Source organism: Sediminibacterium soli, assembly GCF_009939225.1.
Taxonomy (GTDB): Bacteria; Bacteroidota; Bacteroidia; order Chitinophagales; family Chitinophagaceae; genus Sediminibacterium; species Sediminibacterium soli.
The window spans coordinates 1,243,921-1,268,863 of record NZ_JAACJR010000008.1 but is presented as its reverse complement, the minus strand read 5'-3'; the positions used below and the strand labels follow the sequence as shown (position 1 = coordinate 1,268,863).

Here is a 24,943-nt window from a genome sequence, read left to right as displayed (position 1 = left end):
ATAAAATTTAGCTTGATTTTTTTGCAGGCTTAAAGTTAACCAAAAAAGCCCGCAACTTTTTAAACAACCTGTAGTAGAATTCCTGGTTAAACAGCTGCGAGTCCCGCATGGCTTTAAACACCAGGAAAATGCCAACCGGCACCAGTACAAAGGTAGACAGCCACATACCCAGGAAAGGCCCTGTTTGCTGTGAGGTCACGAATTTCTCCCCAAAAGTGTTGAACAGGTGGAACAGCACAAAAAAGATGATCGCAAACACCAGCGGCGCACCCAGTCCGCCCTTCCTGATGATCGAACCCAGCGGGGCGCCGATCAGGAACATGACAAAACAGGCAAATGACAGTGTGAATTTTTTATGCCATTCTATCTCGTGCTTGAGCAGTTGCTTATACCGTTCCTGGTAATCGGAAGCAAGTACCGACAGGTTTCCCTTGATGCTGGCCAGTTGGGTGGAGCCCGCATCGAGTACCTGCATCCGTATGGAGTCGGGGATCAGTTGGCTGAACACTTTGGCGGTTTTGTTCAGCGCAGGGCTGTCTATTTTTGCCCACCCGGTATCGGCATATTTTGCAAAAGGGAGATAGGGCGTCACCTCCCGCTCGGATCGCGCAATATAAAAACTGTCGATATCGGTCAGCGAATCGATGGCTTTGTCCAGCTGGCGCAGACTGAGCATCTTGGGGTCGTAGAATGCGCTGTCGCCGGTTTGTGTAAGCTTGAAGCTTTTGAGATCGAAAACCTTTTTGTATTCTTTGAACCCCATCCGGGTAAACTGCGTATTGACGGTGTTATAAGCGCCTTTTTCCTCGTAACGCCAGCCGTTCTTCAGCACAAACTCCAGGAAGCGCTTGTCGCGCGTGATGCGCATGATACCGCTTTCGGCTACCAGCAGGTTGTCCTGTAAAAGGTTATCGCGGTTCTTTTCAAAGATCACCACGTTACGGATCACACTGTCGTTTTTTTCTTTTTTTCCCAGTTTGATCACAAAGCCCTCGATCTTGTCGTAGAACACACCTTCCTTGATGTCAAATGCCGGTTTGGCAACGATGATATCGTATTTCAGCGCCGACAGTTTCAGGTTAACCACCGGTACAATGTTATTGGCAAACAGGAAGGCAAGTCCGCAGATGAATATCGCTATGATGGTCAGCGGCCGCATAAACCGCAGCAGGGGTATGCCCGATGCCTTGATCGCCACCAGTTCAAAAGTCTCGCCCAGGTTACCGAATGTCATGATCGATGAAAACAACAGGGCCAGCGGCAATGCCATCGGCACCCAGAACAGGATAACCAGTCCCACCAGTTTAAGGATCACAAACAGGTCCAGGCCCTTGCCCACAAAATCGTCGATATACAGCCAGAAGAACTGCATGGTAAGCACAAACAGCGAGATCAGCAATGCAGCCAGAAAAGGACCCAGGAACGAACGGATGATGAGTATGTCGAGTTTTTTAATCACGTATCCTTCTTAATATTGTTTTATGGCCCGCGCAAAAATAATGCTTTCGCCCACGGAACGCCAACTGGTGGTTGATGCCGGCTGGATTTTAACAAAGAACGCCGTTATCGAAAAAGTATACGCACTGTTCGGTCAGACCAGCGCGGAATACGGCTTACTGCTCGACCGGCACCCGAAACTGAAAACAGATGCCGGTCCGCGTTCACCGAAGATATCGAAAGGAGAACAGTACGAGGGATTGCCCTGGGTAATGCTGGATCACCCGCGCAATTTTTCGGGCCAGGATGCTTTTGCGATACGCAGTTTTTTCTGGTGGGGAAATTTCTGCAGCATCACGCTGCAGTTATCGGGTGCTTACCTGCGGCAGTATTCGGAAAATGTAAACAGGTACCTGGCACAATACCCGGGCGACTGGCTGGTTTGTACAGGTGAGGATGCGTGGGAGCATCATTTGCGGGCGGACAGGTATGTTCCGGCAACAACACAAACGGTCAGACAGGAGTTACCCTTCCTGAAAATCGCAAAAAAAATACCGCTGCAGGAATGGGACCGGCTGCCCGATTTTTTCTGTAAGGGATTTGAAGAAATACTGGTTATGCTGGAGGGTAGTGCAGACCTGCACACCGCAACAGGCAGGCATTAAGCGCCCAGCCTGTGAAAGAGTTCTTTTACCTGGTATTCCCAAAGCTGGCTCTGGTCTTTGATCTCGTTCTTTTCTGCAAAGTCCTTGATCAGAAGAATGGTCTGGTTGGATATCTCCGTCTTCTCTATTTTGAATTCAAAATATTCGTTCTTGTCGCTGTGCTGCCAGTGATAACGGATAAATTTATCTTCTTCCTTATCCAGTACATCGGCTTTATCGGGCGCACCGCCGTTCCAGGAAAAACTGTATACATTTTCCCATTCATCTACCTTATCGGCAAACCATTCCTGTAAACCCGCCGGTGTGGCCAGGAATTCGTATAAAATAGCAGGAGAACATCTTACCGGGAATTCCAGCGTATAAAGTTGCTTTTTACTCATTACGATCTCTTTAATCTACAATCTTCGTAGGGCTGCAATAATATTAAATAAATCATGGCTTCCAAATGTTTTTTTAAGGCCGATGGGAGGGGGGAAAAAACCGCAAAAAAACTCAATGTTGCACCATTACTAAAGCCCTGCATATCAGCAAATTGTATTATGTGAATTTTTTGTAAAACTTTCAAAAACAGCTTAAATTGCTTATCGGCCGGCTCCGTGACGCAGGATCTCTCCCCCCTAAACAGGCTAAAACGTAACAACCCTACATACACCCAAAACATTGTTTCAGCTATGAGTATGCGTCAACTCAAGATCACGAAATCCATTACCAATCGTGAATCGCAAAGCCTTGAAAAATACCTGCAGGAAATCGGCAAGGTTGACCTGATCTCTCCCGAAGAAGAGGTGCAGCTTGCCCTGCGTATCCGCCAGGGCGACCAATCGGCGCTGGACAGGCTGATCAAGGCCAACCTGCGTTTTGTGGTGTCGGTAGCCAAGCAATACCAGAACCAGGGACTAACCCTTCCCGACCTGATCAACGAGGGCAACCTGGGTCTGATCAAGGCGGCGTTGCGTTTTGACGAAACCCGGGGTTTCAAATTCATTTCTTACGCCGTTTGGTGGATACGCCAGAGCATACTGCAATCGCTCGCCGAGCAGAGCCGCATCGTACGCCTGCCGCTTAATAAAGTGGGACTTACCAACCGCATCAGCAAGGCCTACCAGCAGCTGGAACAGGAGTTTGAGCGCGAGCCCACACCCGAGGAACTGGCCGAGATACTGCAGATCGGCATCGACGAAATTACAGCCACGATGAGCGTAGGCTTCCGCCACATAAGCATGGATACGCCCTTGTCGGAAGGAGAGGAGGGCACCCTGCTTGACCTGATGGAAAACCCCAATGCAGACCGGACCGATGAACAGCTGGTGCACCATGAGTCACTGCGTCTTGAAATAGAACGCAGCCTCAAAACCCTTACCGAAAGACAAAAGGAAGTGATCTGCTTTTTCTTCGGCATCGGCGTAGACCACCCCCTGAGTCTCGAAGACATCGGCGAACGTTTTCACCTCACCCGGGAGCGGGTGCGACAGATAAAAGACAAGGCCATTACCAAACTCCGCAGCACCAACCGTTCCAAGCACCTGAAATTCTACCTGGGGTAAGGCGATGGCGGGCGGGGTATAACGAACAAAGTAAAACGCGCTTACCACCCCGGCCTGACTATTCAATATGGCCTGTTCGAGACTTTCATCCCAAACCCTGTCAGCCATTTAACCGTTCAGCCATTTAACAATACCACCCTGCTTCCCCGATCCACCCCGCCCAGCCATCCTCCTCCCAAACCCCTATCTTTGCTGCCCAATTTTCAGGCAGAAACAAGCTGAACTATGTTTAATTCCTTAAGTGAAAAGCTCGAATCGGCGTTCAAGAACCTAAAGGGTGAAGCCAGGATCAACGACCTCAATATTGCCAATACGGTAAAGGAAATACGCCGTGCACTGATCGATGCGGATGTGAATTTCAAGATCGCCAAGGAGTTTACCGAGAAAGTGCGCGACAAAGCGGTGGGCGAGAAAGTGATCAATGCGATCAGTCCCGGGCAGCTGATGGTGAAGATCGTTAAAGACGAGCTGACAGAGCTGATGGGCGGCACCGAGGCGGAGTTCAACATTACCGGCAACCCCGCCGTGATACTGATAGCGGGTTTGCAGGGTAGCGGTAAAACCACGTTCACGGGCAAGCTGGCCAGTTATCTCAAAACCAGGAAAGGCAAATCAGTTATGGTGGTGGCCGCGGATATTTACCGTCCTGCGGCGATTGACCAGCTGACCGTGCTGGCGGAACAGGTTGGCGTGGATATTTACAGCGAGCGCGAGAACAACGATGCCGTTGCCATTGCCCGCAATGCGGTCAAAGAAGCCAAATCGAAGAACAAGAACGTGGTGATCATCGATACGGCTGGCCGGCTGGCGGTAGATGAGGTGATGATGACCGAAGTGGCCAGCATCAAATCGGCCGTTGAACCCAACGAGATACTGTTTGTGGTGGATGCCATGACCGGGCAGGATGCGGTGAATACGGCCAAAGCGTTTAACGACAGGCTGGACTTCAGCGGCGTGGTGCTTACCAAGCTGGATGGCGATACACGCGGCGGTGCGGCGCTGTCTATCAAATACACGGTTAACAAACCGATCAAATTTGCGAGCAGCGGGGAGAAGCTGGATACGCTGGATGTGTTCTATCCCGAACGTATGGCGCAGCGCATCCTGGGCATGGGTGATATTACCACGCTGGTAGAAAAAGCGCAGGCGCAGTACGACGAAGAGCAGGCAAAAAAACTCGAGAAAAAGATCCGTAAGAACCAGTTCGATTTCCAGGACTTCCTGGACCAGCTGCAGCAGATCAAAAAAATGGGTAACCTGAAAGACCTGATGGGCATGATACCCGGTATGGGTAAAGCCATCAAGGATATCGATATCAACGACGATGCATTCAAGGGTATAGAAGCGATGATCAAATCGATGACACCCTATGAACGCGCCAATCCCGATGCCATCAACCCCGGTCGCAAACAGCGGATCGCCAGGGGCAGCGGCAAGGATATGACCGAGGTAAACGCCTTTATGAAGCAGTTTGAACAGATGAAGCAGATGATGAAGATGATGAACAATATGCCGATGGGCGGCAGGTTCATGGGCCGGAAGTAATTATTTCATAAACAGGAGCCAATAAGTAATGATTTTTCATCAATCAAGCAGGGTTTTATTAAGTTATTGCTAATTCGGATGGTTAATTATGTATTGTTTCTTATTAATTAATTAGTTTTGCCGTCCGATTATTCTTAATCGAGACCGAAACCCAATTTATTAACGCCTTTAAATGTCTATTTAAAATGGCAGTAAAAATGAGATTGCAGCGGCACGGCAGCAAAAAAAGGCCTTTCTACTTTATCGTAGTGGCAGATGCGCGTGCGCCAAGAGACGGTAAGTTCATTCAGAAAGTAGGAACTTACAACCCGCTTACAGTACCGGCCACCATTCAGCTTGATCGTCAGAAAGCGCTGGAATGGCTGAACAAGGGTGCACAACCCACCGATACCGTACGCCGGATTCTCTCTTTCAAGGGAGTATTGTACCTGAAACACCTGCTGCGCGGTGTAAAACTGGGATTGTTTGACGATGCTGCGGCAATGACCAAATTCCAGGCCTGGCATAACGAGCACGAGGCAAGTGTTGCCCGTCGTAACGAAGAGCACAGGAAAACACAGCGTGCAAAAAAAGCTTACACACCTGTTGTTAAAAAGGTAGAAGCGAAAGTTGAAGAACAAGCTGAAGGAAACACAGAAGCATAATCTTCCAGGCATGATAGTGAAAGACCCGAAGTGATTCGGGTCTTTTGTTTTTGCAGGCGTATGGTTACATGGTTATACGGCTTCCTTGTCTCTGGTTATAAAACCATGTAACTGTAAAGCCATGTAACCCTATAACAATGCAGCCATTTATCCGCAGCAATCAATAATTTGCAGGCCCATGAAAGAATACATTCATATAGGAAAAATCGTGGCCAGCTTCGGGCTCAAGGGCGAGGTGATCCTCAAGCACGCGCTTGGTAAGAAAACCGTGCTGAAAGGTGTTGAAGCCCTGTTCATCGAAGAGCAGAAGGGCCAGTACCTGCCTTATTTCGTGGAAACATCCAGGGCCAGGGACCAGGAAGAGACCTATGTGAAACTTGAAGGCGTGGATACCAAAGAAGCCGCCAACCGCCTTTCTTCCCGCAGGGCCTGGCTGCCCGAAGAGGATTTCCGTAAACTGGCGGGTAAGTCGTCGCCCATTTCATTGATTGGTTATCAGTTAGTTACCGAGGAAGAAGACCTGGGCCCGATACTGGAAGTGATCGAGCAACCGCACCAGGTATTACTGCGTATCGACCTGGCAGGCAAAGAAGCGTATATACCCCTGCACGAAGAAACCCTTGAGAAAATCGACCATAAAAACGGGAAAATCCACGTAGTCCTGCCAGACGGATTATTAGATATTTACCGCTGAAAACAGGCGGAATTTCTTTTGCCGCCGCTCGATTTTGTTAGTATTCTATTAAATTAGCTTCCCATGTGTCTTCAGACAGGGATGGAAAACTTTATTTTGCCGCGCTTGCAGGCAGCGGCTTATCAGGGATTCATCTCTTGCATTTGGATTCATCGGCGCCCCAGCCCCGAAACCGGGTTTGGTTCAGGTAGTATACTGCTTAACTGCGATAGATAATTAAATGTCTGTGATGGCCGTCGGTAAGATCCGCTTCAATATGAAAAACCATGCCCTCAGGGTATTTGCCGTTCTGCTGTGCGCAGCGGCCAGCCTGCCTGCTTTCACACAAACCACTTACAGCGTTACCCTTTGCAGCGGGGAAGCACTTCATTACAAATACCCCGGTCATACCCCGGGCGAAACCTATAGCTGGTCGCTGCCGGTGATCACACCCGGCGGCGCGGCCAGCGGCAGTTCTTCGGGCGTTAACCAGCTGGAGGTTTTTCAGACACTTACCAATACCATCAACACACCGGTTGTGGCCGACTATACCGTTACCACTTCCCGGAACATAAGCTTTCTGCTGCGTATCACCGTTAACCCTGCCGCCAGCATCGGTAACCTGTTTGTGCCCGTCTGCAGCGGTTCCCTGTTTTCGTATACGCCCACCGATGTGCCAGCCAATACCCGGTATACCTGGGTGGTGTCTGCCAGCAGTCCTGCAGGTGTGGTTACCGGCGCCGCCGATCAGCCCAGTTCTCAGTTGTTCATAGGCGGACAAACCCTGCTGAATCCCTCCACCGCGCCGGCCACGGTAACCTATACCGTTTCGCCTAAAACAGGCGCCTGTGCAGGCAATTCCTTCCTGGTAACCACAACGGTAAATCCACTCCCGGTATTAAACAACCAGGGCAATTCGCCCGCTGCCCTATGCAGCGGCCAGCGGTATACCTATTCACCGGCAAGCAGCACCACGGGCGCCAGCATCGTATGGGCCAGGAATGTGGTAACGGGTATCGATAACAGCGGTGGTTTTGGCGTAGGCAATCCCAACGAACTGCTCAACAACAGTACGGTGCAGCCGGTGGTGGTAAACTACCGTTTTACACTCAGCGCCAACAGTTGCTCCAATACACAGGATGTGGCGGTTACGGTAAACCCCAGCCCGGTGTTAAGCACGCCGGTAACACCCGTAGACATCTGCAGCGGCAACGCATTCAACTATACGCCGCAGGCCACGCTGTTCAATGCGCCCACTTTTGCCTGGACCATCTCCACCACCAATGCCGAAGTGAACGGGGGAGCGGGTAATTCGGGTACCGCTTCCATCAATGATATCCTGATCAACAGCAATGCCACCAATACCCGCTATATCGTATACAGCATACGCACCACAGACGGGGTGACCGGTTGCCAGGGATCGGCGCAGCGAATTACCGTAGGGGTGAACCCATTACCCCGCATCGCGAATATGAGTGTAACAGTCTGCAGCGGCAATACTTTTTTTGCATCGCCAAGCAATGTGCCTGCCGCTACCAAATATACCTGGACAACACCCGCCGTAACGGGCTCCATCGCAGGCGCCAGCGCCAATGGCGTACCGCAGTTTTTTGTGGGACAGCAACTGACCAATGCGGGAACAACGGGAACGGTGAGTTATGCCGTTACGCCCTGGAACAACCTTTGTCCAGGTGCCGATTTTACCGTTACCGTTACGGTGAACGCAGGTTCTTCGGTGCCGCTGATCTCGAACAATGCACCTGCCGCCATCTGCAGCGGCACCAAGTTCAATTTTCATGCAAACTCCACCGCCACCGGTCCAACCTACAGTTGGAAACGGTTTAATGTAACCGGTATCAGCGGCGCGCTTACCTCCGGCACAACAGACGATCCGGATGAAGTACTTACGATGCTGGTGGGGTATTACTCGCCCATCACCACCTATTATTCTTTTACCACGAAAGATGTTACAGGCTGCGAAAACACCCAGCTGATACCTGTTACGGTAAAGCCATTGCCCACCCTGGTGCAGACCGCGCCCGTTTCTGCAGGCGAGGTCTGCAGCAATGCGGTGTTTACCTATACACCGCAAGGCACGGTGGCGAATACCAGCTATACCTGGTCGCGCATCGTTACCGCCAATATCAGCAATGCAGCCGGCAGCGGCACCGGAAGCATCAGCGAAACACTGGTGAATACCTCCACCGCTTTTGTGAATGTCCCCTATTCCTACACCCTTTCTGCCAACGGCTGTTCTAATACCCAATCGCTTACCGTTCGGGTAAACGCGGTGCCCAAGATGAGTGTATCCTTAACGGCAGCCGCTATCTGCAGCGGCAGCGCTGTTTCGTACCCGCCGGCCTCGGCCACTTCGGGAACCATTTTCGAATGGCAGCGGAGCGTTGTCAGTTCCATCAGCAATGGCAGCGGATCGGGGGTAGACAATCCCGCCGAAATACTGGTTAACACCAGCACGGCAACAGTAACCGTGCCCTATGTATACAAACTCACCGCCAATGGCTGTTCCGGTACACAGACGGTTACGGTTTCGGTAAAGCCATCGCCGATGGTGGGTAACCTGGTAGTGAATACCTGCAGCAATACCAGTTTTACCGTAAGTCCGCTGAATGTACCCGTAGGCACCACCTATTCCTGGCTGCTTCCTACCTATGTACCCGCGGGTACCATCAATAATGCAAGCGCGGGAACCAATGCATCGGTGATTACGCAAACGCTGGTCAACGGCTCATCGGCTGCCGCCACGGCAACCTATTCGGTTATACCTTCGGCAGGAGGCTGTACCGGCAGTGCTTTTTCGCTTGATGCGAATATTGCCTTTGTGCCGCAGCTTACCAGTGCCGTCACACCCGCGGCAATCTGCGGAAGCACGCTTTTTAGTTATGATCCTTTGTCCAACACCAGCGGAACGATGTTTTCGTGGACGAGAAGCGCTTTAACGGGCATCAGTAATCCGGTTGCATCGGGCATCAATAATCCGAACGAAACGCTGGTCAATGTATCCAGCAGCAGCGTTCCGGTGGTGTATACCTATGTTTTGACAACGCCGGCCGGATGTGTGAATACACAGAATGTAACCGTGAATGTAAATGCCTTGCCTGTGCTGACCAATCCGGCGCCGGCGGCTATCTGCAGCGGGTTGCCGTTCTCATTTGCGCCCACTTCTTCTACAGCCTCAACCACCTACACCTGGGCCCGGCAAACCATGGCAGCCATCAACAACGGTACGGTTGCTTCCGGCACAACCAATATTGCCGAGGTGCTGGTAAACAGCACTACGGCCACCATACGCACGCCTTATCTGTATACGCTTACCGCCAACGGCTGTTCCAATTCGCAAACCGTTAATGTGGATGTAAAGCCCACGCCCACCATCACCAACCAGTTCACCAGCACCTGTAACAATACGGCGTTTGTTGTCAGTCCTGCCAATGTTCCCTTGGGCACACAGTATACCTGGGGGCAGCCATTGTACACGCCCACTACGGCAATCGCCAACGGCACGGCGCAAAACATACCGCAGAACACTATCTCCCAGGTGCTGAATAACAGCACCAGCGCTCCGGCTTTTGCGGCATACACGGTAACACCTGCAGCGAACGGCTGTACGGGCAGTCCTTTTATTGTGGCGGTAACGGTAAATGCCGCTACGAGCCTGAATACAAGTCTTACCCCGCCTGCGGTATGCAGCAACAATGTGTTCAATTATACCCCCGACAGCAATACGCCGGGAACTGCATTCTCCTGGACAAGAACGGTGGTAACGGGCATCAGCAATTCGGCTGCGAGCGGCACAGGCAATCCTGCCGAGGCATTGATCAATATCACCTCCAACCCGGTAACGGTAACCTATACCTATTCGCTGAACACGCCGAACGCCTGCCAGGCGGTGCAGCAGGTAAATGTGGTGGTAAACCCCGCTCCGGTATTGACCAGCGATCTCAACCCTGCGGCCATCTGCAGCGGCACACAGTTCCTGTATACACCCGCCTCGGCTACAACAGGCACCACGTATGCCTGGGTGCGTCCGGTATTGCCCGCCATCAGCAACGGGCAGGGTAATGGTGCGGGGCCTATCAATCCCGCAGAAGTGCTGGTGAATACAACCATCAATCCAGTTACCGTTGCATACAACTATACGCTTACGGCCAATAGCTGTACCAACCAGCAAACGGTCTATGCCATTGTAAAGCCAGCGCCTAAGGTGGCCAACCTAACCGTTTCCATTTGCGCCAATACGGTATTCAATATCAACCCGCTGAATGTGCCGGCAGGCACCAGGTATACCTGGGCCCTGCCTTCTGCCAACCCGTCGGGAACGATCGGCGGTATCTCGGCACAACCTGTTCCGCAGGACAATATCGGGCAGACACTTACCAATTCCACGGTAAACACGGCCTTTGCCAACTATATCATTACGCCGCAGACCAACGGGTGTACGGGTGCTTCGTTTGCAGCCACCGTCAGCGTAACACCGGCGCCATCTATTCCCAACCAGGTGCTGGCGTCTGTTTGCAGCGGCACCGCTTTCAGTTATGCCGCCGTTGCCGTTCCCGCAGGCACCAGTTATACCTGGGGCACGCCGGTACTGGGGCCCCTGAACAGTCTTACCGGCGGTTCTCCTGAAACCATCAGCCAGGTAGCGGTAAGCCAGACGCTGAAAAGCACCAACAACCTGACAGATACCGCCACCTATACCGTGGTGCCTTCTGCGTCGGGCTGTGTGGGTAACAGCTTTACGCTGGTGGTGCCTGTGAAACCCACACCGGTTGTGGCCAACCTGCGCGATACGGTGTGCACCGGCTTGGCGTTTACCGTAATACCTTCACCGGTACCCATCAACACACTGTATACCTGGACGGCACCCGCCAGCGTACCCGCCGGTATTGTAACCGGAGGCAGTGCAAGAAACATAGGCGCACCCACGATATCGCAGACCCTGTTCAACGGCAGCAATGCCATTGCCGAGATCGTATATACGGTTACGCCGAGCACCAATGGTTGTACAGGCACACCGTTTACGCTTACAGAAACCGTAGGCATACCGCTGGCAAAAGTGGCGGACCGGGCCACGGTCGTATGCAGTGAAGTGACTTTTGAAGAAACCCCGGCAACCACGCCGCCCAACACAACCTATACCTGGTCAACGCCAACGGTGGCGCCTGTTCTGTCTGCCAGCGGGTTCAGCGCGGGGCTGTCGAGACAAACACGCATCAGCCAGACGCTGAAAAACCTCACCGAATTGATGGATACGGTTACCTATTCGGTAGTGCCGTTCAATACCGGCTGTACCGGCAATCCGTTTAAAGTGGCGGTGTATGTGCGTCCCGTGCCGCGCGCCACGGTTTCAGGTCCCACGGTTGTCTGCCGGTATCCGTTTGATACACTGGCGGTGAATTTTGTGGGACAGGGCCCCTGGACCTTTGACTACACAGATAACGGTGTTACCGGAACGATCTCCAATATCACCACGGCTGCGTATAAATGGGTGGTGAACGCCATACCCACTCTCGAAAGCAGAACATTCACCATCATGCGTTCTGCCGACAATGCCTGTATAGACAGTATCCATACCAGCGGTCTTACGCAAAAGATCAATCCCCTGCCCGTTGGCCAGGTTGTTACAAAACACGGCATCTATATCTGCGAAGACAAACTGGATACGCTTTCGATACAGTCTGCCGAAACGCTGAGCTATCAATGGACCTATAACGGGTCGGCTGTCGTTCCATCGCTTACCACGCCGGCCATTACCACGCGCTCGCCGGGCAGCTATAATGCCATACTGACCAACCAGTTTGGCTGTATCGATACCGCGGCCGCGCCGGTTGCGCTGTATTATATCAACAAACCGCTGATGCAGTTCAGCTACGATATCTATTGCGTGAACATGCCGATACATTTTACCAACCTGGTAGACACCGCGGGTATGGGTCCCACGGACTGGTTATGGGATTTTGGCGATAACCGGACTGCATCGGATTTCAACGGTGTGAACGTCTATGTAAAAGGCGGCAAGCACCATGTGAAACTGCGCGCCAGCCAGTTGTATTGTCCCGCATCGGTGAATATGGCCGACAGTACACTGGATATCCAGTACCCCATTGCGGCGGTACGGCTTCCGTCTGTAAGTGTTTACCGCGGCGAGCCCACGCAGCTGACGGGAAGAGACAGTGCCGGTTACCGCTACCAGTGGCTACCCACAAAAGGCATTGATAATCCGAATACCTTTAACCCGAATTTCAATTTCGAGGTAACGCAGGATTATGTGATACAACTGATCTCGCCTGCGGGCTGTATTACGCCAGACAGTATGCTGGTGCGCGTATTCGATCCGAACCTGGTGAACATCATGGTGCCAAAAAGTTTTACACCCAATGGAGACGGTGTTAACGATATACTGTATCCCTACCTGTCGGGAATCAAAACCTTCCATTATTTCAAAGTGTTTAACCGGCTTGGGCAAATGGTGTTTGAAACAAAGAACAAAGATATTGGCTGGAATGGAACCATGGGCGGCGTGCAGCAGCCGATGGCGATCTATATATGGGTGGCCACAGGCATTGCGCTTGACGGCAGTCCCGTGGAGAAAAAAGGCCAGGTATTATTACTTCGATAACTGAAATGAGAAAAAGTACCAGATACCTACTGACTGCTGTAACAGCGCTGCTGCTTGCGATCACACAATTGCGGGCACAGGATCCGGTATTCTCGCAATTCTATTCCTCGCCGTTAAGTGTTAACCCGGCCCTGGCCGGTAACGGCGATGCCAGCTGGCGTATTGTGGGCAATCGCCGCAGCCAGTGGCTGGGAGAGGGCGTGGAGCCGTTAACCACCACCTCGATCTGTTTTGACGGGAAACTTTTTAAACAGGAAGCAAAAGAATCGAATTATATCGCGGGTGGACTGATGTTCCTGCAGGACAGGGGTCTTTCCGGCGCCTACAAAAGCAATTCCTTTCATTTTATCGTCAGCTCGCATGTAGGACTGGATGAGGACGAGATGCACGGACTGTCGATAGGGTTGGGCGGAACCTATTCCAATACGGTGATCAATTTTGCCGAGCTGAGCTTTCCGCAGCAACTGGGTCCCTCGGGATTCAACCGGGCCCTGCCTACACAGGAGCCGTATCTCTCGAATATACAACCCTATTTCTCCATGTTTGCCGGGATCAATTACTCCCTGGTATCGGAAGGGGCGAGTTTTGATTTTGGCGTATCGGGATACCGGTTCTTGAAAACGGCGCGCTCTGCGCTGAACGATAAAGAGCAGATCGATCCGCCGAGATACAATATCCATGCAGACTACCAGACTTTTCTCAGCGATAAATGGGTGTTCAACAGCAATGCCATCTGTATGCTGGAAAGCAACCTCAATTCCTGGACTGCCGGCGTAAATTTCGGCCGCCTGTTTGGCGATGAAGAATCGCCCTCGGTGATCAATGCCGGCATCTGGTACCGGAGTAAAGAAGCGGTGATACCTTATCTCGGTTTCGGTTACCGCAACCTGCAGGCCGGCTTTACCTATGATGTTCCCGTAGGCACCTACAAAAGCTCGCTCGGTAACCTCAAAACCTACGAAATATCCCTCATCTTCCGCTCCCCCCAGCGGGTCGCCAGGCCAATCCCATGTCCGTGGAAGTAGGATAAGGAATGAGTGGATTAGTGGATTCCGGATTGGCGGATTATGGATTGTATATTCAGGAATTGCGGGGCGATAATCCGACTGACTGTGCATCGGCGGATTCACGAATCCGGAATCCGCCAATCCGGAATCCATTACTCCGTAAATCAATTCTTTCTACCTTGCTAAACCGATGAGCGCTCCGCAGCGATATATTGCCCATTTTGACCTGGACTCTTTCTTTGTAAGTGTGGAGATGCTTAACGATCCTACGCTCAGGGGCAAGGCGGTTATTGTGGGCGGCTCGAGAGAAAGGGGCGTGGTAACCACATGCAGCTATGAAGCGCGAAAGTTCGGCGTGAGAAGCGCGATGCCAATGAAGACCGCGCTTAAGCTTTGTCCGCATGCCATATTGGTTCGGGGTACGCGCGGACAATACAGTCATTATTCCAGATGGGTTACCGAGATCATCGCTGCCAAAGCACCGCTGTTCGAGAAAGCATCCATCGACGAGTTCTATATCGATCTCACGGGCATGGACAGGTTCTTTGATCCCTATCGCTGGACGATCGACCTGCGTACGGAGATCATCGATAAAACCCAGCTGCCCATTTCGTTCGGTCTGGCCACTAATAAAATGGTGGCCAAGATCGCAACCGATGAAGCCAAACCCAATGGCTACCTGTTTGTGCAGCCGGGCCGCGAAAAAGAATTCCTTGCCCCCCTGCCGGTGAACAAATTCTCAGGCGTTGGCGAGCAGATGCACCGCACCCTGCAGGCTATGGGTATACACACCATCCGCGACCTGAGCGAAACACCGGTGGAACTGCTTGAGAAAAAACTGGGCAAATGGGGCGCCGATCTCTGGCAGAAATCCCATGGCGTTCATCACGGGGAAGTGCATGCCTATCATGAAGCAAAATCCATATCGAGCGAAAATACCTTTGAAGAAAATACCGCCGACGAAGCTTTCCTGCTGAGCGAGATCGTTCGTCTGACCGAAAAAATCGCTTTTGAACTCAGGCAGGATGAAAAACTGGCCGGCTGTATCGCCGTCAAGATCCGGTATCCCGATTTTGAAACCAATTCCAGGCAAACCAAAATTGACTATACCCTGCGCGATGATGAACTGATACCGGTTGCCATCGACCTGTTCCGTAAATTGCACCGCAAGGGCCAGCCCGTTCGCCTGCTGGGCGTTCGCCTCAGCGAACTCACCAACCACGCCGTACAGGGCAGCCTGTTCGACGATGCAACCCGCAAGAACAACCTCTACAAAGCCATCGACGAGGTAAAAAACAAATACGGCAAAAACTCCTTGCAGAAAGCGAGGGTGGTGAAGAAGATTTGAAAATGAGGTAGTTTGAAAATTTGAAAATGGGTAGGAATGGCTGCATTGCTAAACGGTTATATTGTTGGCAGTCTCTGATCCCAAACAGTATAACAATACAACCATGCAGCCATTTGGCAATACCCTCACTTGTCCTCATTTTCAAATTGCCTCAAAGTCTACTTTTTTAGTAGGAAATAATAAAAATCCTTATTTTTACCACCAAAACCAAATAGTATGAGCTTACGTTTAGGGGATATAGCTCCCAATTTCCAGGCCCAGACAACTGCGGGCGACATTGATTTTTACGAGTATTTAGGCGATGGATGGGGTGTCCTGTTCTCGCACCCGGCCGATTATACACCGGTATGTACCACCGAACTGGGCAAAACTGCCCTGCTGCAGGAAGAATTCGCCAAACGTAATGTCAAGGTACTGGCATTGAGCGTTGACCCGCTTGACAAACACAAGGGCTGGGTAAACGATATCAATGAAACACAGAACGTAAACGTTGGATTCCCGATCATTGCCGACCAGGACAAAAGCATCGCCAATGCCTACGGTATGATCCATCCCAACGCATCGGAGACTTTTACCGTTCGTTCGCTTTTTGTGATCGGGCCCGATAAAAAAGTAAAGCTGATGATCACCTATCCGGCTTCCACCGGCAGGAATTTCTACGAAGTGCTGCGCGTGATCGACTCACTGCAGCTGACCGCCAATTACAGCGTGGCCACACCCGCCGACTGGCAGGAAGGCCAGGATGTGATCGTGGTTACCTCCGTAAGCACGGAAGACGCGATCAAAAAATTCCCGAAAGGAGTGAACGTGGTAAAACCTTACCTGCGGTACACGCCCCAGCCCAATAAATAGTTTTTTCGTTCGTACTTGTCAGGTCCCCATCAGGCATTTTGCCTGAATGGGGACTTTTTGCGTTATCTTGGTACAAATAATTGCCATGAGAAAACAATTGTTGTTCGTTGTAACAGCTATGATGATGGGTTCTGTTCTGTTCGCACAGCGCACCATCATCCATTGCGGACAGCTGGTGGATGCCCGCAGGAATGAAATACTGAAGGAGATGTCTATTATCGTAGACGGCAACAAAGTAACCGAGGTGCAGAAAGGATATACGGCAGCGATGGGAACCGACAGGACCATCGACCTCAAAAGCAAAACCGTTATGCCCGGTCTGATCGATATGCATGTGCACATGGAAACGGAGACCAATCCGAACAAGTACATGGAGACTTTTACATTCAATCCCGCTGACTATGCTTACCAGTCGGTGCTGTTTGCAGAACGCACGCTTATGGCAGGGTTTACTTCGGTGCGCGACCTGGGCGGCAGCGGGGTAAATCTCTCGCTGCGCAATGCCATCAACAAAGGACTGATCAAAGGTCCGCGGGTATATACCGCCGGCAAATCCATCGCCACAACCGGTGGTCATGCAGATCCCACCAACGGCTACCGCCGCGATCTGATGGGCGATCCCGGTCCGGCGCAGGGTGTGGTGAACGGTGTGGAAGATTGTATCAAGGCCGTACGGCAGCGTTACAAAGAAGGCAGCGATGTGATCAAGATCACCGCTTCGGGCGGTGTGCTGAGCGTAGCCAAAAGCGGGGAGAACCCACAGTTTACGGAAGCAGAGTTAAAAGCGATTGTAGAAACAGCTAAGGATTATGGTTTTAAGGTGGCGGCACACTGCCACGGCGCAGAAGCCATGAAACGTGCCATACGCGCCGGCGTGAACTCTATCGAACACGGAACCTATATGGATGAGGAAGCGATGGGACTGATGAAGAAAATGGGAACCTATTTTGTACCTACCATCACCGCGGGTAAATCTGTTGCGGATTCGGCAAAAAAGCCAGGCTATTTTCCGGAGATCGTTACACCCAAAGCATTGGCCATCGGGCCCAAGATACAGAGCACATTTGCCCAGGCCTATAAATCGGGGGTGAAGATCGCTTTTGGTACCGATGCGGGTGTATACGCGCATGGCAAGAACTGGATGGAATTTGCCTATATGGTAGAAGCGGGAATGCCTGCGCTGGAAGCAATACACGCCGCCACCGTCAGCGCCGCTGATCTCCTGGGAGATGACAGGGTAGGCGTGATAGAGAAAGATAAATTTGCCGATATCATTGCAGTGGATGGTGATCCGGTAAAAGACATATCAAGCATGGGACGTGTGCGTTTTGTGATGAAAAACGGTGTTGTAGTTAAGAATCTGTAGTTTCCCACTATTTTCACAGTGATGGTAGAAAAAATAAGCAGGGATGCCTTCTTCCGGCAGTCCGTTTTTGCAGACCAGTTGATAGCTTCCTTCCAGTCGTCCTACGCCTCGGATTTTGACGAAGCCAATTATTCCGACCGAAAAAGGATCCGTAAATACTATGACCACCGGGAGCCGTTTCAACCACAGCCCCTCATCACCAAATCGCATATGGTGATAGCGGTGAATGCAGCAAATCGAAAGGATTACCGCGAACAGATCCTGCATAGGCTAACCGCTTTTCTGCCGGCAACAGATAACAAACATTTTTACCTGCTGGATTTCTTACAATCCTCCTGGAAGGAGTTCCCGTTTGAGCATTTCCGCAGCCGTAACAGAATGCTGGGTTATGCAGGCAGGAAGGAATCGTCCATCGTTTTAAAACTCGATCAACAGGGACTTGCCTCGGTTATTCCGTTGGTGCTTTTTTCCCATGTATACGATATACCTGTCTGGTTCCTGATAGGCGATAATCCTGCGCATCCATTGGCACTGCATCTTTGCGATGATGGTAATTTTCATGTAACCTTTGATGCAAAAGACCAGGACATGATCAGCGCTGCGGCAAAGACAGCTGGATTTTTTACGGGCGGTATGGAACTGTGCGATGCCTACAGCACCTGTCGTTTACCGCCATTATGAGTAGCCGGAAATAACCATGCAACAGGATCAATCACTCATAATTTCCGCAGCTGCTGCAACACAGCCCGCAGGTCTTTTGGCGGTTCAGCCGTAAGATGAAACGACACGCCATTGAGTGAGAACAACAGTTCTGATGAATGCAAAGCCAGGCGGTTAAGTATGGGTCGCTCTTCTTCGGCTGCTTTGGATAATTTAAAATTTCTTTTGAGCGAAGACAGCAATACAGGTTTGGGATCACCATACAAATCATCACATACGATGGGGTGACCAATATGCTGCATATGTACCCGGATCTGGTGTGTGCGGCCTGTATGTATCCGGAATTTTACCCAGGAGAACAGGCGAAAGGTTTCCAGCACCTCGTAATCGGTCAACGATGGTTTGCCTTTGGCATGCGTCATCATCTTACTTGTTTTGCCGGGATGTTCCATGATGGGTGCGTCAATGCTTCCGGATGTGTTGATCATGGAACCATATACCAGGCCGAGATAGTATTTCTCCATATCCCGCCCTTCGAACAGCTGCGACAGCTGTTTATGTGTTTCCTCGTCTTTGGCAAAAACGATCACACCGCTGGTATCTCTGTCAAGACGGTGCACCGTATAAACACTGCCATACCGGTTGATCAGCAACTGTTTCAGGGAGATTTCCTCTCCGATCCTGTCGGGAATGCTGAGCAGACCGGAAGGTTTATTGACCGCAATAAAATGATCGTTCTCGAAAATGATATCTATGTGCATGCTCAGGATACTTTCTGTTTCCTGACAAAGGAATTGTTCATGAATTTGAGCAGCCTCACTTCTTTTTCATTCAGGAAGCGCCATTTACCCCTGTCCACATTCTTCTTGGTAAGATTGGCGAACATTACACGGTCCAGCGCCCTTACATCGTAACCCAGGTGTTCAAATATCCTTCTCACAATGCGGTTGCGGCCGCTGTGTATCTCTATGCCCACCACATTTTTGTTATTGCCTTCTGAATAACCCACTGCGTCTGCCTTCACCGGTCCGTCTTCGAGAACAAGGCCGTTCAGGATGGATTCAAGGTCTTTTTTGGCAACGGGTTTATCGAGTGTTACCTCGTATATCTTCTTGATCTCAAAAGAAGGATGCGTTAGCTTCTGAGCCAGTTCGCCGTCATTGGTAAGGACCAATACACCCGTGGTGTTCCTGTCAAGTCGGCCAACAGGGTATACTCTTTCGGTGGTTGCCTGTTTGACCAGGTCCAGCACGGTCTTTCTTCCCTGCGGATCGGCGGAAGTGGTGAGGTAGTCTTTGGGTTTATTGAGCAGGATATACACGGCATTTCTCTGGAGAAATACCTGCTTGCCCTTTACGATCACTTTGTCTTTGCCGGAAACTTTGTAGCCGGGTTCAAAGATCTTATCGCCGTTCACCGTCACTTTGCCTTCTTTCACCAGCTCTGCGGCTTCGCGTCTGCCACAAACGCCGCCATGCGCAATGAATTTGTTCAGCGGCATCTGCTCTGTGTCGTTCGTATTTTTTTTGAAGGAAATTGGCTGCGGAGAAGGATCGGGCTTTGCATTTTTTTCCTGGCGGGGATGTTTTTTCCCGAACTGCTTTCCGGCGTTTTTTTCCGCGGTCTTAAAGGGTTTCTTCGGACCTCTTGCCTCGTACTTTGCAGGGCTTCCCCCGTCTTCTTCTTTGATGCCGCGTTGTTTGTCCAGTTTCTTCTTACGCATTTCCTCGCCTGCGGCCCTGGCTTCCTGCTTGATTTTTCTTTTCTGCTGCCTGAACTCTTCCTTGATGGCGGAACCTTTCTTCTGATTGCTGAACTTGTCGAAGTTGTCTGTACGCTTCTTCATTTGTGCGGGATTTGCTGTTTTACAACAGGAATGAAGGGCAAAGGTAACAAATATCGGACAAGGAACGCCGGATAGTCGATTAGGAAGCGAAAGCCCTGTCCCCCGGACATTCGATATTCCTTGTTCGTTATTCCCTGTTCGATAGTCTATCTAACAAAAGAAGCAGGCTCATCGCCTGCTCCCTCACCAAAAATCACCCATGCTTATTTAGAACCATTTTTATGTTTTCGTCCAGCTTTTAATTTTTCAAGTTGTGCCGGGGTAAGGACGGACCTCATGCTTTCGTGGTTTTGCCTGGCCAGTGCTTTTACCTGCTCTTTTTTCTGCTCATCTGTAAGACTGGCATTCCCGTGGATAGCTTTTGCTTTTTCGTGAAAAGCCTGGCGGTTGGATTCGAGTTTGGCGGTCTGGTCGTCGGATAAACCGAGTTTTTCCTTCAGCTGGCCGGCGTGTCTGCCCTCCTGCATCGCTGTTCTTCCTTTATGAAATTCCCTGCCCCCGGTGGTTTTTCTTTTTTCGGCAATGATCGCTTTCTGCTCTGCTGTCAGAACAGCCTGTGTTTTGCCGAACTGCTCTTTGCGCAAAGCCTGTGTTTTTGCTTTTACTTCGTCGGCGCTGAGGCTTTTGTTATTGCGGATATCGATGACCTGTTTGTGGTAACTGTCGTTGATCTCTTTGAACTGTTTTTTCTGGTCTTCGTTCAGGTTAAGGTCTTTTCCAAAATCCTTACCCTGCCTGAACCCGCCATGTCTGTGGTGCTCAATGGTTTTGTCTTTGTTCTCTGTTGTCTGTGCCTGCGATACGCCCGCAATCAATACCAGCGCTCCGGCAGCTATCAGCATTTTTTTCATGGTCTTTATTTTACTGTTTGGAGATAAGACCAGGGGAGAAAGGGGAGGTTTAAGCGGAAGATGTAAACAAATGTTAAAGGATAATTTGAAAACCCACCTACCGGCAGGCAGGTTTGAAAATGACTGAATGGTTACATTGCTAAATGGTAACATTGTTGTTTAACAATTAAGCCATATAGCAATGCCATCACTATTTTCAAATTGTCCAATGATCTAATTTTCAAATTACTTATTCGCCAGCTGTCCGCATGCCGCATCGATGTCTTTGCCGCGGCTTTTGCGCAGACGGGCGTTGACGCGGTTCGATTCCAGGGTTTGCATGAATTGCTGCACGGCGTCTTCATCCGGTTTGGTGAACTGGAAATTGTCGATGGGATTGTATTCGATGATGTTAACGAGGTCTGCGGGAACCTGGCGGTAGATCTTGATCAGTTCCTGCGCGTCTTTTTCCGAGTCGTTGAGGTCTTTGAAGAGGATATATTCAAGCGTTATTTCGTTGCCGGTTTTCCTGTAGAAATAATTCAGCGCATCCACAAGCGCTCTGATATTATTGCTTTCGTTGATGGGCATGATCTTATTCCGTTTCTCGTCGTTGGCGGCATGAAGCGATAAAGCCAGTTTGAAACGTACCTGGTCATCACCCAGTTTTTTGATCTGCTTGGCCACGCCGGCGGTGGAAACGGTGATCCTTTTCGGGCTCATGAACAAACCGTCCTCCGCCGATATCCGTTCGATGGCTTTCAGTACATTATTGTAGTTGAGCAGGGGCTCGCCCATACCCATGAATACAATATTGGTGAGTTTTTTACCGTAGGCTTTTTCACTTTGCTGGTTGATCAGCACCACTTCGTCGTATATCTCGTCATAACTCAGGTTCCGCTTGCGTTCCATATACCCGGTGGCGCAGAACCTGCAGCTCAGGCTGCAGCCGATCTGTGAGGACACACAGGCCGTTTTACGTTCGTCCGTGGGTATCAGCACACCTTCCACCAGGTGTCCGTCGTATGTTTTGAAACGGCTTTTGACGGTGCCGTCGGCGCTGTGCTGCGTGAGGTCTGTCTGTAATGCCGGGAGAGAAAAATGCGCCGCCAGCTGGCTTCTCAGTCCCTTGCTGAGGTTGGTCATATCCTCAAAACGATGCGCATGTTTCTGCCAAAGCCATTCCTGCACCTGTTTAAGGCGGAATTTCTTTTCTCCTATCGATTCAAAATATTTCTCCAGCTCGGCAGTTGCGGCATGGCGTATATTGGGTAAACCGGTATCCATGGCGCAAAGATAACCCCAACGCAGCCGTTTTTACCCGATTTCACAGATTGTAACGTTTTGTTTTCCTTTGCGGGATGTTTTAGTGAAGGTTGGTAATGAGCGACTTCTTTGCTTCTTACACATAGCCTTCGCTGCTTTTTAAAAAACGCAACCATGCAAACCTGCTATATTATCGATGCTGTCAGAACACCTATCGGCCGTTACGGGGGAAGATTGAGTACCATCCGGCCGGATGACCTGCTGGCGCATACCCTTTCCTCGCTGCTGCAGCGCAACCAGCAGGTAGACCCCGCAGCCATCGAAGACGTGATCGCCGGCGCTGCCAACCAGGCCGGGGAAGACAACCGCAATGTGGCCCGGATGGCGGCGCTGCTTGCCGGTTTACCGGTTACGGTGGCGGGTAATACCGTAAACAGGCTTTGCGCCAGCGGTCTGCAGGCGGTTATGGATGCATCAAGGGCCATCCGGTGCGGAGAAGGGATGCTGTACCTGGCAGGGGGTGTGGAGAGCATGACACGCGCCCCTTTTGTTACCGCCAAAAGCGAGGGGGCCTGGAGCAGAAAGCAGGAGACCTACGATACCACGATCGGCTGGCGCTTTACCAATAAACAGCTGGCCGAGATGTACCCGCCTTTCAGCATGGGCGAAACAGCGGAAAATGTTGCCCGGCAATGGCAGATCAGCCGCGAGGCACAGGATATGTTTGCCTTCTCCTCGCAGCAGAAATATTTTGCGGCACTCGAGGCGGGTAAATGGGAGGAGGAGATCGTTGCCATAGAAATGATCGCAGACCGGCTGATCACCTGGTTTAACCAGGACGAGCATCCGCGCCAGACATCGATCGAGAAACTGGCTTCGCTGAAACCTGCTTTTGCAAAAGACGGAACGGTAACGGCAGGCAATTCATCCGGTATCAACGATGGCGCGGCGGCGCTGCTGCTGGCCAGCGAAGAAGCCGTGAAAGAATTCGGCCTGGAACCGGTGGCCAGGATAGTGAGCATGGGGGTGGCAGGTGTTGATCCGGCCATTATGGGTATCGGCCCTGTTCCCGCCATACAGAAAGCCCTGCTGCGCGCTGGACTTACCGTACAGGATATGGGGTTGATAGAACTGAACGAGGCCTTCGCTTCCCAGAGCATCGCCTGTATCCGCGACCTGGGGCTCGACGAATCCATCGTTAATGTGAACGGTGGCTCCATTGCACTCGGACACCCCCTGGGCTGCAGCGGAGCCCGTATATCAACCACCTTACTGCACGAAATGCGCAGGCGGAAAACAAAATACGGCCTTGCCGCCATGTGTGTAGGTGTTGGACAGGGTGCGGCGATCGTGTACGAGGGGCTGTAGGGAGATGGCTGAATTGTTGCTTGCTGCATTGCTGTATGGTTGAATAGCTTAATTGTTACACATCGCCACAGCGTAATCCTCAGCAATACAATGCAACCATACCGCAATGTAACAATATAGCAATACCGTCTTCCGTCATATAATCGTATATTCGGTAACAACGACACTGCTATGAAAAAAATCCTTACACTGTTTATCCTGCTGTTCTCCATTCTGTGTACACAGGCCCAATCCAAAGTTGATACCGCACTGCTAAGACCCTATGTTGGCACCTATGTTTTTCCCGAAGGAAGCGTGGTGGCGCAGGTGGTGGTGTCTATGGGCAGCAACGGTCTGTTGATCGCTTCTTCTGCGGGCGAATCCGATTTCAACCGTATTGCCGCCGATACATTTTCGATCGTTTCCTTCCAGGGACTTGCCGTTTTCAGGCGCGATGAGCAGAAAAAGATCAGCGGTATCGTTATCGATGCCAGGGGCTACCTGCTCGAAGGGAAAAAGACCGAACCCACGGGATATTTGATCAGAAGACGGGAGGAAGCGGATACGAGATAGAATAACGAATATTGAACAAGGAATATCGAATGTCGAAATGAACTCCGATCGGTATTCGTTATTCCCAGCCTATTGGTAATAGGTTTCATCGAGGTGAAAAAGACCATCCTCTTTTTTCCAGTACCAGAACTTCTTTTTATAGATCACATACGTGCCTTTTGCGCCTTTGGACGCCAGCTGGTCGGGAACGAACAATACCCGGGGCGGTATCATCTTGAACCGATAAATCAGGTTCTGGCGCTGTACCGGGCTGAATCCCCTTGATATCCGGCTGTAGTTTACTTTGTCGGCAACTTCTTCGGGTAATTTTTCCTTGGCCGTTACAATACGGCCTTTATCGTCTATCACGATCATCGGGGCCATTCCGGCGGGAAGCGTGATGGCCGGTGTTTCCGGCTTTGGAACGGGTGTGGGGGCGGTAACCACCGAATCGCTTATCGGCGGGGCGAGCACCGTTACGGGGGGTGTTGTTTTTTTAGCGGGAACGCTGGTTGTGGGACGAGTTTTTTTGCTGCAGGATGCCAATGCAACAACACCCAGCAGCAAAATGCCGAAAACTCTTTTCATACCTTACTGATTGTTTTGCCGGAATACCTAAAATATTATGCCAAATTCTGGTTGCTGGACCCTATGACCGCAGATTCGCAGGTTTTTATGACTGTTTGCAACAATGCGTTGCAGTGTTTACCGTAAGAACGCCGGC

At 51.0% G+C, this 24,943-nt stretch carries 20 protein-coding genes; 13 read left to right on the top strand and 7 right to left on the bottom strand.

Translation table 11 applies throughout. The features are described from left to right. Positions 1-7: 7 nt before the first annotated feature. Positions 8-1,459 (bottom strand): LptF/LptG family permease, encoded by a 1,452-nt coding sequence (locus GWC94_RS12590; RefSeq protein ID WP_161835369.1) that lies wholly within the window; start codon positions 1,457-1,459, stop codon positions 8-10. A gap of 22 nt (positions 1,460-1,481) precedes the next feature. Between GWC94_RS12590 and GWC94_RS12585 the strand changes: the two genes are divergently transcribed. Continuing rightward, positions 1,482-2,102 carry a hypothetical protein gene (locus tag GWC94_RS12585; protein ID WP_161835368.1) on the top strand — a complete coding sequence of 207 codons (621 nt, stop codon included), beginning with the start codon at positions 1,482-1,484 and terminating at the stop codon, positions 2,100-2,102. On the opposite strand, the gene GWC94_RS12580 is transcribed toward GWC94_RS12585, so the two are convergent. After that, entirely contained in the window at positions 2,099-2,482 is a 384-nt protein-coding gene (locus GWC94_RS12580) for an START-like domain-containing protein (RefSeq protein ID WP_161835367.1), read from the bottom strand. The genes GWC94_RS12585 and GWC94_RS12580 overlap by 4 nt on opposite strands. 291 nt (positions 2,483-2,773) lie before the next feature. On the opposite strand from GWC94_RS12580, the gene GWC94_RS12575 reads away from it, so the two are divergent. From GWC94_RS12575 to GWC94_RS12530, 10 genes are all read left to right on the top strand, one after another. After that, positions 2,774-3,646, top strand: coding sequence for a sigma-70 family RNA polymerase sigma factor (locus GWC94_RS12575; RefSeq protein WP_207708591.1), 873 nt, complete (start codon positions 2,774-2,776; stop codon positions 3,644-3,646). 225 nt (positions 3,647-3,871) lie between these two features. Next, positions 3,872-5,191, top strand: coding sequence for a signal recognition particle protein (gene ffh / locus GWC94_RS12570; protein WP_161835366.1), 1,320 nt, complete (start codon positions 3,872-3,874; stop codon positions 5,189-5,191). Positions 5,192-5,388: 197 nt separating this feature from the next. Beyond that, positions 5,389-5,835 carry a 30S ribosomal protein S16 gene (gene rpsP / locus GWC94_RS17015; protein ID WP_317163478.1) on the top strand — a complete coding sequence of 149 codons (447 nt, stop codon included), beginning with the start codon at positions 5,389-5,391 and terminating at the stop codon, positions 5,833-5,835. A gap of 178 nt (positions 5,836-6,013) precedes the next feature. Continuing rightward, entirely contained in the window at positions 6,014-6,529 is a 516-nt protein-coding gene (rimM, locus tag GWC94_RS12560) for a ribosome maturation factor RimM (protein ID WP_161835364.1), read from the top strand. 220 nt (positions 6,530-6,749) lie between these two features. Further along, entirely contained in the window at positions 6,750-13,145 is a 6,396-nt protein-coding gene (locus tag GWC94_RS12555; RefSeq protein WP_161835363.1) for a PKD-like domain-containing protein, read from the top strand. A 5-nt stretch (positions 13,146-13,150) separates the two neighbouring features. Further along, entirely contained in the window at positions 13,151-14,170 is a 1,020-nt protein-coding gene (locus GWC94_RS12550; protein WP_161835362.1) for a PorP/SprF family type IX secretion system membrane protein, read from the top strand. 172 nt (positions 14,171-14,342) lie between these two features. Further along, positions 14,343-15,500 (top strand): DNA polymerase IV, encoded by a 1,158-nt coding sequence (gene dinB, locus GWC94_RS12545; protein ID WP_161835361.1) that lies wholly within the window; start codon positions 14,343-14,345, stop codon positions 15,498-15,500. 216 nt (positions 15,501-15,716) lie between these two features. After that, a complete protein-coding gene (locus GWC94_RS12540; protein ID WP_161835360.1) occupies positions 15,717-16,352 on the top strand; it encodes a peroxiredoxin in 636 nt (211 codons plus the stop codon). 85 nt (positions 16,353-16,437) lie between these two features. After that, positions 16,438-17,718: a metal-dependent hydrolase family protein gene (locus GWC94_RS12535; protein ID WP_161835359.1), complete on the top strand. Its 1,281-nt coding sequence runs from the start codon at positions 16,438-16,440 to the stop codon at positions 17,716-17,718. 21 nt (positions 17,719-17,739) lie between these two features. Then, positions 17,740-18,399, top strand: a complete 660-nt coding sequence (locus tag GWC94_RS12530) for a hypothetical protein (protein WP_161835358.1) — start codon at positions 17,740-17,742, stop codon at positions 18,397-18,399. A gap of 35 nt (positions 18,400-18,434) precedes the next feature. On the opposite strand, the gene GWC94_RS12525 is transcribed toward GWC94_RS12530, so the two are convergent. The 4 genes from GWC94_RS12525 to rlmN form a co-directional block, all read right to left on the bottom strand. Next, positions 18,435-19,139 (bottom strand): RluA family pseudouridine synthase, encoded by a 705-nt coding sequence (locus GWC94_RS12525; RefSeq protein WP_161835357.1) that lies wholly within the window; start codon positions 19,137-19,139, stop codon positions 18,435-18,437. Positions 19,140-19,141: 2 nt separating this feature from the next. Continuing rightward, positions 19,142-20,224 (bottom strand): pseudouridine synthase, encoded by a 1,083-nt coding sequence (locus tag GWC94_RS12520; protein ID WP_161835356.1) that lies wholly within the window; start codon positions 20,222-20,224, stop codon positions 19,142-19,144. 203 nt (positions 20,225-20,427) lie between these two features. Next, entirely contained in the window at positions 20,428-21,075 is a 648-nt protein-coding gene (locus GWC94_RS12515) for a hypothetical protein (RefSeq protein WP_161835355.1), read from the bottom strand. Positions 21,076-21,300: 225 nt separating this feature from the next. Then, positions 21,301-22,341 carry a 23S rRNA (adenine(2503)-C(2))-methyltransferase RlmN gene (gene rlmN, locus GWC94_RS12510; RefSeq protein ID WP_161835354.1) on the bottom strand — a complete coding sequence of 347 codons (1,041 nt, stop codon included), beginning with the start codon at positions 22,339-22,341 and terminating at the stop codon, positions 21,301-21,303. A gap of 153 nt (positions 22,342-22,494) precedes the next feature. Here rlmN and GWC94_RS12505 point away from each other — a divergent pair, with 153 nt between their 5' ends. Continuing rightward, complete coding sequence (locus GWC94_RS12505) at positions 22,495-23,688, top strand: thiolase family protein (protein WP_161835353.1); 1,194 nt, start codon at positions 22,495-22,497, stop codon at positions 23,686-23,688. 171 nt (positions 23,689-23,859) lie between these two features. Further along, positions 23,860-24,240, top strand: a complete 381-nt coding sequence (locus tag GWC94_RS12500) for a hypothetical protein (protein WP_161835352.1) — start codon at positions 23,860-23,862, stop codon at positions 24,238-24,240. Positions 24,241-24,309: 69 nt separating this feature from the next. On the opposite strand, the gene GWC94_RS12495 is transcribed toward GWC94_RS12500, so the two are convergent. Then, entirely contained in the window at positions 24,310-24,807 is a 498-nt protein-coding gene (locus GWC94_RS12495) for a hypothetical protein (protein ID WP_161835351.1), read from the bottom strand. Between the last annotated feature and the right edge of the window lie 136 nt (positions 24,808-24,943).

Bases quoted from the DNA above. Each gene is read 5' to 3' on its own strand.
- GWC94_RS12585 (WP_161835368.1), top strand. From the start codon at position 1,482: ATGGCCCGCGCAAAAATAATGCTTTCGCCCACGGAACGCCAACTGGTG.
- GWC94_RS12580 (WP_161835367.1), bottom strand. From the start codon at position 2,482: ATGAGTAAAAAGCAACTTTATACGCTGGAATTCCCGGTAAGATGTTCT.
- GWC94_RS12575 (WP_207708591.1), top strand. From the start codon at position 2,774: ATGAGTATGCGTCAACTCAAGATCACGAAATCCATTACCAATCGTGAA.
- ffh (WP_161835366.1), top strand. From the start codon at position 3,872: ATGTTTAATTCCTTAAGTGAAAAGCTCGAATCGGCGTTCAAGAACCTA.
- rpsP (WP_317163478.1), top strand. From the start codon at position 5,389: ATGAGATTGCAGCGGCACGGCAGCAAAAAAAGGCCTTTCTACTTTATC.
- rimM (WP_161835364.1), top strand. From the start codon at position 6,014: ATGAAAGAATACATTCATATAGGAAAAATCGTGGCCAGCTTCGGGCTC.
- GWC94_RS12555 (WP_161835363.1), top strand. From the start codon at position 6,750: ATGTCTGTGATGGCCGTCGGTAAGATCCGCTTCAATATGAAAAACCAT.
- GWC94_RS12550 (WP_161835362.1), top strand. From the start codon at position 13,151: ATGAGAAAAAGTACCAGATACCTACTGACTGCTGTAACAGCGCTGCTG.
- dinB (WP_161835361.1), top strand. From the start codon at position 14,343: ATGAGCGCTCCGCAGCGATATATTGCCCATTTTGACCTGGACTCTTTC.
- GWC94_RS12540 (WP_161835360.1), top strand. From the start codon at position 15,717: ATGAGCTTACGTTTAGGGGATATAGCTCCCAATTTCCAGGCCCAGACA.
- GWC94_RS12535 (WP_161835359.1), top strand. From the start codon at position 16,438: ATGAGAAAACAATTGTTGTTCGTTGTAACAGCTATGATGATGGGTTCT.
- GWC94_RS12530 (WP_161835358.1), top strand. From the start codon at position 17,740: ATGGTAGAAAAAATAAGCAGGGATGCCTTCTTCCGGCAGTCCGTTTTT.
- GWC94_RS12525 (WP_161835357.1), bottom strand. From the start codon at position 19,139: ATGCACATAGATATCATTTTCGAGAACGATCATTTTATTGCGGTCAAT.
- GWC94_RS12520 (WP_161835356.1), bottom strand. From the start codon at position 20,224: ATGAAGAAGCGTACAGACAACTTCGACAAGTTCAGCAATCAGAAGAAA.
- GWC94_RS12515 (WP_161835355.1), bottom strand. From the start codon at position 21,075: ATGAAAAAAATGCTGATAGCTGCCGGAGCGCTGGTATTGATTGCGGGC.
- rlmN (WP_161835354.1), bottom strand. From the start codon at position 22,341: ATGGATACCGGTTTACCCAATATACGCCATGCCGCAACTGCCGAGCTG.
- GWC94_RS12505 (WP_161835353.1), top strand. From the start codon at position 22,495: ATGCAAACCTGCTATATTATCGATGCTGTCAGAACACCTATCGGCCGT.
- GWC94_RS12500 (WP_161835352.1), top strand. From the start codon at position 23,860: ATGAAAAAAATCCTTACACTGTTTATCCTGCTGTTCTCCATTCTGTGT.
- GWC94_RS12495 (WP_161835351.1), bottom strand. From the start codon at position 24,807: ATGAAAAGAGTTTTCGGCATTTTGCTGCTGGGTGTTGTTGCATTGGCA.